Below are 13,218 nucleotides of genomic sequence, written 5' to 3'. Positions count from 1 at the left end.
CGTTAACCCTACGATAACCTTTGCACGGGGCGTGCGTGAATAAACTGTGAAGTGCTTTGTTCGCCATTAATCCGGTGTTAACGTTTCCCCAAGGGAAGCAGGAGAAAACGCTTTTGACAGCACGACTTGAGATATCCTTGTTCGGCACCTGCGCCATTCGCGTGGTCGGCAGCGAGACCCGCGAGATTCGCGGCGCCAAGCATCGTGCGCTCTTTGCCCTGCTCGCCACCGCCCCCTTGGGACGGCGCACGCGCACCTATTTGCAAAACACGCTTTGGGGCTATGCGGGCTATGACAGCGGGCATCAAAACCTGCGCCGCGCCCTGTCGGATTTGCGCAAGCTGATGGGCGAGGATTTCGACGCTTTCGTCCATACCACCAATAGCGATATCGAGCTTGACCTCGAATATGTCACCTTTGTCGGCACCCCCGATGCGGGGCTGTTTCTCGAAGACCTCAACATCAACGAACAGGAGTTTCGCGATTGGGTGGACGGCATCCGCGCCGCCCCCGAACAGGTCGCCGCCCTCTACCGGATCACCCCGCGCGCGCAATTGGGCCGCCCGCGCCCGCGCATCACCGCCCTGCCCCTCACGGTTCTGACCCCCGACCCCGAATTGCGGGTGCTGGGCGATTGGGCCGCCGAGGAAATGTGCCGCTCCTTGTCGCGCTCCAACCTTTTGACGGTGATCTCGCATCTGTCGAGCCGCGCCATGGCGCATCAGATGATCGATATCTCCTCGGTGCGCGAAACGCTGGATGTGGATTACCTGATCACCGGCACCCTGCGCCGGTTCAAAGGCGATCTGGTCGCCGATTTCGATTTCGTCGATGCGCGCAGCGGCAATATTTTGTGGAACCGCAATCTGGCCTGCCCCGCCGGTGATTTCACCGACCAATTGCAAGGCCGCCTTGTCAATGTGATCCAAAGCATCGGGCGCACCATCGCCGATGCGGCGATCCATTATGTGCGCGACCGCCCGCTGCCGATGATCGAGGATCAACATCTTGTCATCGCCGGTGTCTCGCTCATGCACCGCCCGCAAATGCGCGATTTCCTCTCCTCGCGCGACTATCTGGTCGAGGCCGCCAAACGTATGCCGCGCGCCGCCGAGCCGCATGCGTGGCTGGGCAAATGGTATGTTCTATCGGTTTTCAAAGGCTTTACCACCGACCGTGCGGGCGATACGCAAAAAGCCTTGGACGCCACGGCGCGTGCCCTCGATATCGACCCTGAAAGCAGCTTTAGTCTCACAATCGACGGCTTTGCCAATAACAACCTGCTCAAGAATATGGATGTGGCCGAGGCGCGCTATACCGCCGCCTTGGATGTGAACCCCAACGAGAGCCTGTCTTGGCTGCTGCGCGGGGCGCTGATGGCCTTTCAAGACGATGGCATGGCCGCGATCCGCGCCACGCAAACCGCGCGCTCGCTCTCGCCCATCGACCCCTTTGGCTATTACTACGACAGCCTCGCCAGCACTGCCTATGTCTCTGCCGAGCAATTCGAAAAGGGCCTCGAATTTGCCGAGCGTTCCTTGGCGGTCAACGACCGGCACCTGTCGACATTGCGCTCCAAAGTGGCGGCGCTGCACAATCTTGGCCGCCATGAGGAAGCGCGCGAGACCGCGCTGATGATCTTGCGCCGCCACCCCGAATTCAGCCTTGATGAATATCGCAAAAGCCACCCTTCGGCCGACCACCGCGTCGGCAAAATGGTGATCGAGGCGCTGCACTCTTCCGGCATTACTTAAATTTTTGAAAAGGACTTACAGAATGGCACAATATGGTGGTTTGGGCGGTCTCGGCGGCCTTGGTGGACTTGGTGGTTTGGGCGGTCTCGGGGGGCTTGGCGGCCTCGGTGGCTTGGGCGGTTTGGGTGCGCAAACCGGACTTGGCGGCTTTTTGGGCGCGGGCGATGTGGGCGGCTATAGCGGCGCGGCGACCGCCGGTTTGATGACCACCGCCGACGGGCTGCGCCATCTGGCAGGCAATGCGGCGGCGCCCGACCCCGCGCCTCTCGCCTTTGACGATCCGAGCAACCTCAACCGCTGGGCGCAATGGGTGCGCGGCTCGCTCTATATCTCCGAAGTGTTTCCCGCGCTGACATTTTCCACCGATCCGGCGGCGCAAACCGTCACGCTCGATTTTGACGGCGCGCCGATGGTGACCTTGGCACGGCCTTCGGATGCGCTTTTGGCCGATCAGATCGAATTCGTCTCTAACTATGCCGATTTGCGCCCTGACCGCGCCTCCGAGATCACCTCGCAACTCGGGTTTCCAACCGAATATTTCGCCATGATCCTTGGCCTGCATGTGGGTCAGCACCCCAAAACCTTTGAATTGCTGATGGCCGTGCAGGTCATGGCGGCCCATGCGGCGATGATCGTCAAACATGCGCTCGCCGTGCGCCGCCCCGACCAGATCGACGGGCGGATTTTGCCGATGATCCCGACGCCCGGGCATGGCAGCTTCCCCTCGGCCCATGCCACCGAAGCCTATACCGCGCTGACGGTTCTTGAAGGTCTGGTGGGCGCATGGGGCAGCCTTGGCGATATGGCGCCGCGTCTGGCCATGCTGCGCGGTCTGGCCGAACGGATCGCCGTCAACCGCACCGTGGCGGGCGTGCATTACCCGATCGACAGCTGGGCCGGAGCGGCGCTTGGCACCGCGCTTGGCCGCGCCTTGCTGGGCCGCTGCGGACAGGCCCCTGCCGCCCTGCCCTCCTTGAGCTACACGGCGCAAAACAGCGATTTCAACGATCACGATTTCACCCAAAGCGCCGCCGCCCACGGGCTGACCGAAGGGCCCGCCTATAGCGCCGCGGCCGCGCCCAATTTCACATGGCTGTGGGATCTGGCCGCCGCCGAACACCAAGCGCCGGCAGGGGTGTAACCCATGTATGCAAAACGCGAACCCAAGGAGCGGATTTCGAATTATTCGGGTCCCTACGAGCGCTATGTCTTCTCCGAAGAGCTGGGCCAGCCCTTCGCCTTTCCGGCCATCGCCGATGAAACCTCGGGCTATTACACGGCGCTGTTGGAGGGCACCGACACCTTGCCCAGCCACCCGCGCTTTGAAACCCGCCTGCCGCCGCTGTGGAACCCTCTGGCGCGCAAACGCACCATCGTGCCCTTTGCCTTCTACGACAAACAGGCCAACGACCCAAACCGCCGCCCCCGCGTCGACCGCGAGATCGCCTCGCTGCTCGATGCGGTGACCGAAGACAGCACCGCGCGCAGCGCCATCCGCCCGCGGTTTCGGGTCAATTTCCCCATCGCCCCGCAGGCATGGACCGCCACCTACCACCCCCATTGCGATATGGACAACTGGACGGTGCCCGCCACCCGCCCCAAAGCCATCATCGCGGTGATCGACGACGGGCTGCCCTTTGGCCACCGCGCCTTTCTGGACAGCACCGGCAAAACCCGCGTTTCGCATATCTGGCTGCAATCGGCCCGCGCCAGCGCCCCCCATAGCGCTGTGCCCTTCGGGCGCGAATATATGAACGGCGAGATCAATGCCCTGCGCGCCGCCGCAGGCGATGACGACGCCGCATTTTACCGCAATTCAGGTGCAATAGACCCTGTTTTGGATGAACTTGGCCCCCATATGCGCCGCTCTATGACCCATGGCGCCCATGTCATGGGGATGGCGGCGGGCAATGCCTCGGTTTACGGCGACAGCACGCTGGGCGACGATATCCAGATCATCGCCGTGCAATTGCCAAATACCATCGCATGGGACACCTCGGGCTTTGGCAAAGAGATGTATATGCTCAGCGCCATCCACTACGTCTTTGACCGCGCCCGCGCCATTGCCACCAAATATGCCGATGATCCGGCCAATCCCGAGGAATTGCCGCTGATCCTCAATTTCAGCTACGGCTGGAGTGCGGGGCGCCATGACGGGCAATCGGAAATGGAACTGGCGATCGAGGAACTGCTGGCCGAGCGCCAGTCCCTGCAACCGAAAACCGAAATCACCATGCCGACGGGCAACAATTTCGACAGCAACATGCATGCGGCGATCAGCGAGGCGGCGCTTTCGACCGGCAGCTACCGGATCGGATGGCAGATGCAGCCCGAGGACCGGACCTCGAATTATCTCGAAATCTGGCTCCCCGAGGGGGTCGATGGCGCGCCCTATTCCGTCTCTGTTACACCGCCAAAGGGCTATTCTCTCTCTGCGGGCGGCACCATCCCTGTGACCCCCGATTTCGGCCAGATCGGCGATCCGCGCCGCTTTACCGAATTGGAGATGGACGGGGAAAACATCGGCCAGCTTTCGGTCGATCTGCACCGCGGCAACCGTTGGCGCATCTTGGTGGCGCTGATCCCCACGGCCTTTGTGCGCGCACAAAGCCGCCGCGCGCCCTCTGGCCTGTGGCAGGTCGAGATCACCCGCGATAGCGCCGCGCCCGCCTTGCCCGCGGGCGAAGACATCCGCCTTTGGGTGCAGCGCGACGATGATCCCAGCGCTTTGCAAACCGGCGGGCGGCAAAGCCGTCTGGTCGATCTGGCGCCGCGCGGCGCGGGGCCGCACGCCCCCCCTGCCCCGCCATATCGGGTCTATTCCACCGCAACTGGCCCGATTTCGGGTTACGGCAGCTTGAGCGGCGTCGGCTCTGCGCCGCGTGTAACCCGCGTGGCGGGCTATGTGCAGGTCACCGGCACCCCCGCCTCCTATAGCGCCGCTGGCGGGCTGCGCGTGCAAGGCGGCGTGCCCGCCACATGGGGCGCGCAAACCACGGTCAGCGCCGTGGCGGATCAGTCTCTAATCCTGCGCGGAACGCCTTCGATCGGGTGCCATTCGGGCGGGCTGTCGCGGCTGATCGGCACCTCTGGGGCGACGCCGCAGGTCGCGCGCCGGATGGTGATCAACGCCGCCGCAGGGCGCGATGTGATGGCGGGGTTTGCCCCCTGCCCTGCCGTGCCCGCGCGCGAGGACCAAGGCCCGACCAGCGCAGCGCAACATCGCGCCCGTATGGGCGATGTGATCACCCCGCCGCTCGGGCAATAGATGCAATCAGTGGCTTAGCGCGAGAGCGACGCGCTAAGCCACTGATAAAAAACAATTTTTCTAAGCTTTTCGCGGCGAAACCTATGGTTTTTCGAGCAGGTTTTGCAATTCCACCATAATCATATCGACCAGATCGGCATTGACGGGCTTGCCTTCAAGCCGGATCAGATAGCCGCGCGAATCCGCCTGTTTGCGCAGGGTGACGCCGCTGGACAGCCGCAAGGTATCGGCCCCCTGCCACCCCGGTTTTGGCAGCGCGGTTTTGGGCCGCCCGCCGCGCGAGCGGTCCTTTTCCTTGGCCTCGAATTCGGCCAAAGCGGCGGCGATCAAATCCCATTCCAGATCGGGCGTCTCGCCCGCGTCGCTGGCCAGAACCTCGCGCAGCCGCGCCTCGCCCCCCATGCGCAGCGCCGCCGCCACCCGCAGCCCCTCACGCTCCTTGAGCGCCTCGGGAAAACGCAGCATGTCGCCCAGCTCCTCAAAAATCAGCGCGAAGCTGCGGATCTTGGAGCGCTTGGCTTTCGAGGCCGCCGGAAACAACGCGTTCACCGCCTCTTCGGTATTGGCAAAGGCCCCCTGCTGCGCCGCGATCACCGCGATGCGCCCGCGCTCGAATTGGCTCAGCGAGGCGCGCACTTCGTTCTCCTCGACCATGGCGGCAAAGGCCCCGCCCATGGCCTCGGGGTCGCGCAGCACCGCTTTGATCGTGTCGTATTTCCCCTGCTCCGTGAGGGCGCGCAGGTTGCGCACCGCCATCAGCCGACGGTAGCCCGAGAGCAATCCATAACGCGGCGTATCGACTGCGTCCGCACCCGCGCCGAGCAGGTAAACCTCGATCGGAAGCCGCAGCCCGTTGGCGGCGATAGAGGTCTGTAATTCCGTCATTTCCTCGGGGTCGATCACCGTGCGGTCGCGCACCATCGCATCGGCCTCAATGACGCCCAGAGGTAGCTCAAGCATAACAAGCCCTTGCTCTTGCGCACGGCGCAGCCGTTCGGCATCGGCGCTGTCCTTGGCCTGTTTGGCGCGCTGCTGCGCGGGGGCAACCTCATGGGCCTCGGCGGCTTCTGCCGCGACCTGCGAAATCGGCGCCATGGCGCTTTTTCGCCCTTGGGTTTCGCGGCGAAACTCCTCCTCGATCCGGCTCAGATCATCGGCCGTCGGGGCCTCCAGCTTCCTGCGTTTTGCCATCCTATTCCTCCTCGCCCGCTTCGGCGTTCTGCATCTGTAAATCGCGCCACCACGTGCCCAAAACCACTTCCTTGATCTCGGCCCAAGTGCGGTCAAACGTCTCGCGCCCGCGCACATAGGTATCGCGGTTGAACTCGCGATAATCGGCCTCGTAGATCCCGTTCACCTGCACGCCCGCTTGACCGACCATGGCGGTGACCTCCTGCCGGTAGGTGGTCATGAAATCGCCGAAATAGGCCTGAATCACATTGGCCAGATCGGTCTGCTGCCCCGCATCGAAACGGGTAATCAAAGCCCGCACCGCGTCCCATTCGAACTTCATCTCCGGCAAGCCGTCACGGCGCCGAACGCGGTTCTCGCCGTCCTCGATCGAGGCGAAGGTGGAGTAGAGCATATCGAAGAAACGCCCCGTCGAATCGAACTCCAAAAAGGAGGCCCCAAGAGGGACCAAAAGGATGTCGGCGGCGGCGAGGGCGTTGATCGTCAGATAGCCGAGGGCAGGGGGCGTATCGAGGATGATAATGTCGTAATCATCGGTGATTTTTTCCTTCTCCAAGGCATTGGTCAGCGCATCCCATAGCGGCCAGGACTTGAGCTGCATCCGCCAGACGGGGACCTGAAACTCGGCCCAATAGAGGTTCAGCTGCGCGCCGATCAGGTCGATATTGGGCCAATGGGTCGATTGGATCAGGTTTCGCGGCGAAACCGTTAAGGCTTCGGTAAGGGTTTCGTCGAGGGGCAGGGGCGCCGCGCCGGAGGCCGCGCGCACGGTGTTTTCGGCCACCACATGTTGGGCGTAATCCTTGGCCAGAAGCGGAAAGGCGGTTTCCCATTCATCAGAGACTGTTCCACCTAAAATCGACGTCATCGAGCCTTGGCTATCGAGATCGACCACCAAGACGCGATAGCCGTCCAGCGCCGCTGACATAGCCAGATGCGCGGCGGTCGAGGTCTTGCCGACGCCGCCTTTGAAATTCGCCACTGCGATGGTTTTGGCGGGCAGGCCCTCGGGCCGCCACGAGCGGTATTCACGGTTGACCGCGCCTTCCTCGGCGAAAAAATCGCGCAACGCGAGGACCTCTTCGAGGGTGAACCATTTGGAATTGCCCTCGCCTTGGCCTTGCGGCAAATCGGGGTTGGCCTTGAGCACGCGGCGCAGATGGGCGGGCGCGACCGAGAGCAGGTAGCGACAGACTTCCCAAGTGGAGAATTTGCGCAGACGCTTCTTGCCATCGGGGGAATAGCCCCGCTTGGCCAGATCATCGCGCCCCTTGGCGACAAAGGCAGCGGCTTTCGCGAATCGCGCCGTGTCGATAGGATCAGAGAGCTTGCCCGCCGCTTTTTCCGGATCGATATGGAAGTAGGGGGGGATCGGGCCTTTGCCAGAAGATGCCATGTTACCTCGATGATGTTCGCATGTTTCTACGATATTACGATGAATATCGCACATCCAAGGCCAATTGGGAATCGCAACCCGCTCTTTCAAAGGAAAAATAGTGATCCAAGAAAACAACACACCTATATGTTGTAGTATCTTTAGGAGTCTTTAAGACTCTTTAAGCGCAGAAATCCATTAAATTTCAATAAGATAATCCATTCTGGGTGCCCGATCACGGGACCATGCGGACCCGAGAACAGGATCAGGGGGACCAGTTTACGGGATCAAGGGTCCCGATTCGCGGGAGGAAGGGCGCCAATGCACGGGTTTGGCTGAATTAGGGTCGATTTTGCTTGATCCAAGCGAATCGCCGTCACAGCCCATCCCGCAAATGGGTTCCTTTGGCGCCTCTGCGCTGGTCGTGCCGCACCCCGATGCCCCACGCGCCACAGCCCGCAAAGGTTCCTTGAAGGGACTTGAAGACGGGTACCTTTTCGGGCAAGTTAAGGCAATAGAGCAGGAGGTGGAGAAGAATCCGTGCAGGACATTCCACGCGAGCAATTATCAGGATCCCTGCGCCGCGGCGCGGTGAAGAAACATGTGGCGGCGATCCATGTGTCCGGCAAGCTGACGCTGCTCCAGCGCAAGCTGTCCAATGTCTTGTTGCTCAACGCCTATGACATGTTGACCCGCGAACAGGTGTTTCAAATCGATGCGCGCACCCTATGCCTCATGGTGGGGTATAATTCCAACGATATGGACACGCTAAAACAGTCTCTACGCGGCCTTGCAGAGACTGTTGCCGAGTGGGATATGCTCGATGCCAGCGGCACGCAGGAATGGGGCGTCTCCTCGCTGCTCAGCTATGCCAAGCTCAAGGGCGGGATTTGCGAATATGCCTATTCGCCCGCCTTGGCCGAAAAGCTCAGCGATCCGCAGGTCTTTGCGCTGATCAATCTCAATATCCAGCGCCGCTTTACCTCCGGCCATGCTTTGGCGCTTTACGAGAATTGCTATCGCTTCGTGCGCACCGGAAGCACGGGGTGGTGGAGCCTTGATCTGTTCCGCAGGCTCATGGGGGTCGCGGACAGCAGCTATTACGAGAGCTACAAACACCTCAACGCCAAGATCATCAAACCGGCGGTGGCCGAGGTCAACAAGACCTCGAACATCATCGTGACACCGGAAATTCGCAAACGCGGCCGCACGGTGAGCGAGATCCGGTTCAAGATCGCCGAAAATCCGCAATTGGCGATTTTGGACATCGATGACGGGGCAGGGCTGCGCAATGCGCCGGTTTACACCAGCCTGCGCGAGCTTGGCGCGAGTGATCGGTTGGCGCGGCAATGGGTGGCCGAACATGGCGAGGATTATGTGCGCGGCAAGCTCGATTATACCCGCGCGCAGCAAGGGGTGAAGGATCCGGTGCGGTACCTTTCGGCGGCGCTCAAAGCCGATTACCGCGCGCCCGAAGCCGCGGCAGCGGCGGCGCCGGTGTCCGAGAGGGCAGGGCGGCTGGCTCGGATCCGCGATCTGGTGGCCGCGCGCAGCCCGACGCAGCGCGATGCCGACAAGCGGCTGTTCTTGTCGCAACTGTCCGGCGCCGCCGCGCGCAGCGATTTCGAGCGCCACGGATGGATGTCCGCGCTGAACTTCGAGGCGATCGAAGGCTTCTGGCGCGGCCTCGATCCAGAGGCATTTGAGGCGGAATAGAGTCTGTTTTTGGGCCTAGACCAGCGCGCGCGCGTTCATGAGCCGATCCGTCCGGCTGAGCCGCCGTGCAGAAGCCAGCCTTACCGAAATCGCCAGATGGACGGTTGAAACCTTCGGGTTGAGCCAAGCAGGGCTTTGCGAGGCCGAATTGCACAACCGCTGTGAAAGTACTCTGAATGGTCAAGCCCATAGCCGGAGCTGCGCAGGTCTCGTTGATGATGTCGAAGACCTGCGGTTCATCAGGGCAGGGGAGCATTTCCTCGTCTTTCTGGATCGATCGGACGAGGTCAATATCGTGGATATCCTCCATTCCCGCAGCGATCTCCCTCGCCATGTGGCCTCACTTTCGGCTTTGAAGTCCGAAGACTCCTGATCCACGTCACAACCCGGCTGCCTGCGTCAGGTTCACTCGGAACCGGTCGCGGCGGCGTTGATAGCGGCGGGTCATTTCGGCTGAGGCGTGCCCCAGTTGCTTTTGCACGTAGCGTTCGTCGACTTCGGCCGAACTGGCGAGCCCTGCGCGCAAGGAGTGACCGGAAAACAGCGCGAGCCGGTCCTTTTCGGGCAGCTCGGACCGAATTCCGGCGTCCAGAACCGTGCGTTTGATCAGCCGAGCGACATGCTTGTCGTTCAATCTCGCTTCGGAGGCCTTTTTGCCATCGCGCGAGGTGCCGACAAAGACCGGACCGAAGTCGATCTTGGCGAAGCGCAGCCATTCTTCGAGTGCGTGCACGGGGCAGGTATGGTCCTTGGAGCCGCGGCCGATCTCGACCTCGCGCCAACCGGTTTTGGCGTTGAGGGTCAGGAGGGCACCCTTGTCGAAGATCTCGATCCAGCCGCCAGAGTCCGGCGTGTCGTCCTTGTGAACGTCGAGGCTGACGATTTCCGAGCGCCGGAGGCCGCCGGCATAGCCCAAGAGCAGGATCGCCCGGTCCCTCAACCCGCGCAGGTCGTAGGGCAGGGTGGCCACCATCGCGAGGATGTCTTCGGCCAGGATCGCTGCCTTCTGTACCGGGGGACGCGCATGCTTGCGCTTGATCCCTGAGAGCACGGTGGCGATATGGCGGTTCCTGCGATCAAGGTTGAAGCCGCGCTGCGCGTAGTTCCAGGCGAGACCGGACAGGCGGCGGTCTATCGTACTGACCGACAGGGGTCGGGACGCCGACTGCGAAGGGGAGGAGCCTGATCCGGACGCCAGATCGGCGAGATAAAGCCCGATCATTTCAGGTGACGGAGACAGCGGCTCGACGCCCTTCATCCGGCACCAGCGCGCGAAATGCGCCCAGTCCTTGGCATAGGCCTTCAGCGTGTTGTCCGAGGCCGCGGCGCGGGCATAGTCGCGCGCGGTGTCGACCAGCCGATCGAGGGTGCCGGACCCAGCCACAAAGGAAGGCAGGCTCAAGGCCTCGCCGTCAGGACGATCTCTCTCGTTGTCCTCGTTGGCCGAAGACCCGATCGGTGGTTCTGAGCTCGATTTCTCGGTGTTTTCTGACATGTCGCCGAGCATATTCATTGATGTCCGATAATGCAAACGTCCTCGACACTCGGATCGTAACGCTGGCTTTTGTGTTGGTTGCTGTCGTCGGTGTGATGGTCCTGATTTTCCCCGGCCTTGGTGCCGAGGTGCTTACGTTGATGGTTGTGGCATCCTTGCTTTTGGAGGGCATCTACTCCATTTTGTCGTCCCTCTCGCTCAAAGTGGGACATGCCGGATAGATTTGGATGTTCGCATCTGGGATCGTTGCTTTGATCGTGGGCTTTTTGATCCTGTTTGGTTGGCCCGATACCGCCAATTGGCTTTTGGGTCTGGAACTTGGCTTCAATTTCCTGACCACGGGTGTTGCGTTGATCCTGTTGGGGCGCGCCCTGCAAGATCCTGTGCTTTCGGCCTCTGGCACAATGATGAGCTCGAAATGACCGCCTGACACAAATACACTTGGCGGCCGCTTCGCTCTGCTGCCGTCAGGTTGGCAATCCCCCGTGCGCGGCTCCTATAGCCCGTGCACGCCTGTCAGTGTCAGCTTGGTAACCAGCTTGGCGTAGTCATCTCTCGCCTCGTGGCCCGTGCTGCTGTTCCACATATAAAACCAGTTGAGCATGCCAAAGATCGACATCACCGTCGCACGTAATTTACGCGGGTCATCGGTAAAAACATCCGGCGCGATGCTTCGCACGATGTTGCTCATGTGGACGACCATATCGCGTTGATAAGATTTCAGAATTTTCTGCTGCTCTTCGGGCAATAGCGGAATGCCTTCGGTCTGGATCTTATGTTCGTGGTCCATACCTTCGTAAGATTGCAATGTCTCCACGATAACCCGCCCCAGCTGATCGGGCGGTTCAAGCCCGTCCAGCGCCAAACCGGTGATGCGCGCGCTAAGCGCCGACAGGTAGGTATCCAGAATGTCGAACAGCAGCGTGTCCTTACTGCTGTAGTAGTGATAGATGTTCGCTTTCGATATCCCGCATTCCTTCGCAACCTGCGACATCGACGCCCGCGCATAGCCTTTGTCGGCAAACAGGCGTGCGGCGACGCGCAGGATGTGAACGCGCTTGGCGTCGTGATCTTTGGCAATGGGTCGAGACACAGCTATTCCTTGTTACGATTGTCCACAACGCGCACGGCTTTGCCTTGGCTACGTACAATAGTGCCTGGTTGCCCTACAACAACTTCGGTCGAGACACCAACCATATCCTTGATATGCTTGGTCAACATGCGGGCCGCAGCTGTCTTGGACAGTTCATCCGCGGCGTCGGGTTCGGCCTCTACGAGCACGCGCATCGCATCCATACGACCTGATTTATAAAGTTCGATCTGGAAATAGGGTGCAAGCCCCCCAGTCGCCATGACCTGTTCTTCAATCTGGGTCGGAAACACGTTAACGCCGCGCAGGATCATCATGTCATCGGACCGGCCTGTGATTTTCTCCATCCGCCGCATGCTGCGAGCGGTGCCAGGCAAAAGCCGCGTGAGATCGCGGGTGCGGTAGCGGATCATTGGCATGCCTTCTTTGGTCAGGGTGGTGAAAACCAGTTCACCTTCTTGACCATCTTCGACAACTTCGCCCGTTACCGGATTGATCACCTCGGGGTAGTAGTGATCTTCCCAAACGTGCAGCCCGTCTTTGCTTTCGACACATTCGTTCGCCACGCCGGGGCCCATGATCTCGCTCAGCCCGTAGATATCGACCGCATGCATATCAAAGGCCTCTTCGACCTCTTTGCGCATGGCGTTGGTCCAGGGTTCGGCACCAAATACACCAACCTGTAGGGACGAATCGCGCGGATCGAGACCCGCTTTGCGAAACCCTTCTAGGATGTTGAGCATATATGACGGGGTCACCAGAATGCCCTTGGGTTCGAAATCGGTTATCAGCCCCACCTGCTTTTCGGTCTGGCCGCCGCCCATCGGCACGACCGCTGCGCCCAACCGCTCGATGCCGTAGTGCGCACCTAGCCCGCCGGTGAACAGGCCATAGCCGTAGGCATTGTGGATGACATCCCCCGACCGCAGGCCGGACGCACGCAAGCTGCGTGCAAGCGTATCGGCCCAGATATCAATATCGTTCTTGGTATAGACGACCACTGTCGGTTTGCCCGTTGTGCCCGACGAGGCATGAATGCGCGCGAGCTTCTCCCTTGGGACCGCTGACAGACCGAAAGGATAGTTATCGCGCAGGTCATCCTTGTAGGTGAAAGGGAACTTGGCCAGATCCTTCAACTCTTTAAAATCATCGGGATGCACGCCCGCCTCGTCAAAGCGTTTGCGATACATTGGAACGTTGTCATAGGCATGGCGCAGCGACCATTTCATCCGCTTGACTTGCAAGGCCGAAATCTCGTCGCGGCTGGCAATTTCGATCGGGTCTAGGTCGGCCTTGGCCGGGCTCAGGTCTTTCATGTCGGGTCCTCCA

At 60.9% G+C, this 13,218-nt stretch carries 12 protein-coding genes; 7 read left to right on the top strand and 5 right to left on the bottom strand.

Going from position 1 to position 13,218, the window contains the following annotated elements:
• Nucleotides 1–113 precede the first annotated feature (113 nt).
• From ABWV64_RS14430 to ABWV64_RS14420, 3 genes are read left to right on the top strand one after another with little or no spacing between them, the layout of a single operon-like run.
• Complete coding sequence (locus tag ABWV64_RS14430; RefSeq protein WP_353346499.1) at nucleotides 114–1,754, top strand: hypothetical protein; 1,641 nt, start codon at nucleotides 114–116, stop codon at nucleotides 1,752–1,754.
• A 22-nt stretch (nucleotides 1,755–1,776) separates the two neighbouring features.
• Entirely contained in the window at nucleotides 1,777–2,895 is a 1,119-nt protein-coding gene (locus ABWV64_RS14425) for a phosphatase PAP2 family protein (RefSeq protein WP_353346497.1), read from the top strand.
• A gap of 3 nt (nucleotides 2,896–2,898) precedes the next feature.
• Nucleotides 2,899–5,022, top strand: a complete 2,124-nt coding sequence (locus ABWV64_RS14420) for a S8/S53 family peptidase (protein WP_353346495.1) — start codon at nucleotides 2,899–2,901, stop codon at nucleotides 5,020–5,022.
• A gap of 81 nt (nucleotides 5,023–5,103) precedes the next feature.
• Here ABWV64_RS14420 and ABWV64_RS14415 read toward each other — a convergent pair whose 3' ends face one another.
• Nucleotides 5,104–6,213: a ParB/RepB/Spo0J family partition protein gene (locus tag ABWV64_RS14415; protein WP_353346493.1), complete on the bottom strand. Its 1,110-nt coding sequence runs from the start codon at nucleotides 6,211–6,213 to the stop codon at nucleotides 5,104–5,106.
• A 1-nt stretch (nucleotide 6,214) separates the two neighbouring features.
• Complete coding sequence (locus ABWV64_RS14410) at nucleotides 6,215–7,609, bottom strand: AAA family ATPase (RefSeq protein WP_353346491.1); 1,395 nt, start codon at nucleotides 7,607–7,609, stop codon at nucleotides 6,215–6,217.
• 519 nt (nucleotides 7,610–8,128) lie between these two features.
• Here ABWV64_RS14410 and ABWV64_RS14405 point away from each other — a divergent pair.
• Complete coding sequence (locus ABWV64_RS14405; protein WP_353346489.1) at nucleotides 8,129–9,304, top strand: replication initiation protein; 1,176 nt, start codon at nucleotides 8,129–8,131, stop codon at nucleotides 9,302–9,304.
• A 37-nt stretch (nucleotides 9,305–9,341) separates the two neighbouring features.
• Entirely contained in the window at nucleotides 9,342–9,677 is a 336-nt protein-coding gene (locus ABWV64_RS14400; RefSeq protein WP_353346487.1) for a type II toxin-antitoxin system RelE/ParE family toxin, read from the top strand.
• Nucleotides 9,678–9,683: 6 nt separating this feature from the next.
• Here ABWV64_RS14400 and ABWV64_RS14395 read toward each other — a convergent pair whose 3' ends face one another.
• Entirely contained in the window at nucleotides 9,684–10,811 is a 1,128-nt protein-coding gene (locus ABWV64_RS14395) for a tyrosine-type recombinase/integrase (protein WP_353346599.1), read from the bottom strand.
• Nucleotides 10,812–10,819: 8 nt separating this feature from the next.
• On the opposite strand from ABWV64_RS14395, the gene ABWV64_RS14390 reads away from it, so the two are divergent.
• Together ABWV64_RS14390 and ABWV64_RS14385 are read left to right on the top strand one after the other, a co-directional pair.
• Entirely contained in the window at nucleotides 10,820–11,020 is a 201-nt protein-coding gene (locus ABWV64_RS14390) for a hypothetical protein (RefSeq protein ID WP_353346485.1), read from the top strand.
• A 6-nt stretch (nucleotides 11,021–11,026) separates the two neighbouring features.
• Complete coding sequence (locus ABWV64_RS14385; protein ID WP_353346483.1) at nucleotides 11,027–11,221, top strand: hypothetical protein; 195 nt, start codon at nucleotides 11,027–11,029, stop codon at nucleotides 11,219–11,221.
• 74 nt (nucleotides 11,222–11,295) lie between these two features.
• Here ABWV64_RS14385 and ABWV64_RS14380 read toward each other — a convergent pair whose 3' ends face one another.
• Together ABWV64_RS14380 and paaK are read right to left on the bottom strand one after the other, a co-directional pair.
• Entirely contained in the window at nucleotides 11,296–11,892 is a 597-nt protein-coding gene (locus tag ABWV64_RS14380) for a TetR/AcrR family transcriptional regulator (RefSeq protein ID WP_353346481.1), read from the bottom strand.
• Between the two features lie 2 nt (nucleotides 11,893–11,894).
• Nucleotides 11,895–13,205, bottom strand: a complete 1,311-nt coding sequence (paaK, locus tag ABWV64_RS14375; protein ID WP_353346479.1) for a phenylacetate--CoA ligase PaaK — start codon at nucleotides 13,203–13,205, stop codon at nucleotides 11,895–11,897.
• Between the last annotated feature and the right edge of the window lie 13 nt (nucleotides 13,206–13,218).

The organism is Litorivita sp. NS0012-18, assembly GCF_040371945.1.
In the GTDB taxonomy this organism is placed as follows: Bacteria; Pseudomonadota; Alphaproteobacteria; order Rhodobacterales; family Rhodobacteraceae; genus Litorivita.
Note: the sequence above shows the minus strand (reverse complement) of the source record. Positions and strands in the feature narration are given on the sequence as shown.

What these genes read in the sequence shown, in the direction of transcription:
- ABWV64_RS14425 (WP_353346497.1), top strand. Translation starts at nt 1,777, where the DNA reads ATGGCACAATATGGTGGTTTGGGCGGTCTCGGCGGCCTTGGTGGACTT.
- ABWV64_RS14420 (WP_353346495.1), top strand. Translation starts at nt 2,899, where the DNA reads ATGTATGCAAAACGCGAACCCAAGGAGCGGATTTCGAATTATTCGGGT.
- ABWV64_RS14415 (WP_353346493.1), bottom strand. Translation starts at nt 6,213, where the DNA reads ATGGCAAAACGCAGGAAGCTGGAGGCCCCGACGGCCGATGATCTGAGC.
- ABWV64_RS14410 (WP_353346491.1), bottom strand. Translation starts at nt 7,609, where the DNA reads ATGGCATCTTCTGGCAAAGGCCCGATCCCCCCCTACTTCCATATCGAT.
- ABWV64_RS14400 (WP_353346487.1), top strand. Translation starts at nt 9,342, where the DNA reads ATGAGCCGATCCGTCCGGCTGAGCCGCCGTGCAGAAGCCAGCCTTACC.
- ABWV64_RS14395 (WP_353346599.1), bottom strand. Translation starts at nt 10,811, where the DNA reads ATGCTCGGCGACATGTCAGAAAACACCGAGAAATCGAGCTCAGAACCA.
- ABWV64_RS14390 (WP_353346485.1), top strand. Translation starts at nt 10,820, where the DNA reads ATGTCCGATAATGCAAACGTCCTCGACACTCGGATCGTAACGCTGGCT.
- ABWV64_RS14385 (WP_353346483.1), top strand. Translation starts at nt 11,027, where the DNA reads ATGTTCGCATCTGGGATCGTTGCTTTGATCGTGGGCTTTTTGATCCTG.
- paaK (WP_353346479.1), bottom strand. Translation starts at nt 13,205, where the DNA reads ATGAAAGACCTGAGCCCGGCCAAGGCCGACCTAGACCCGATCGAAATT.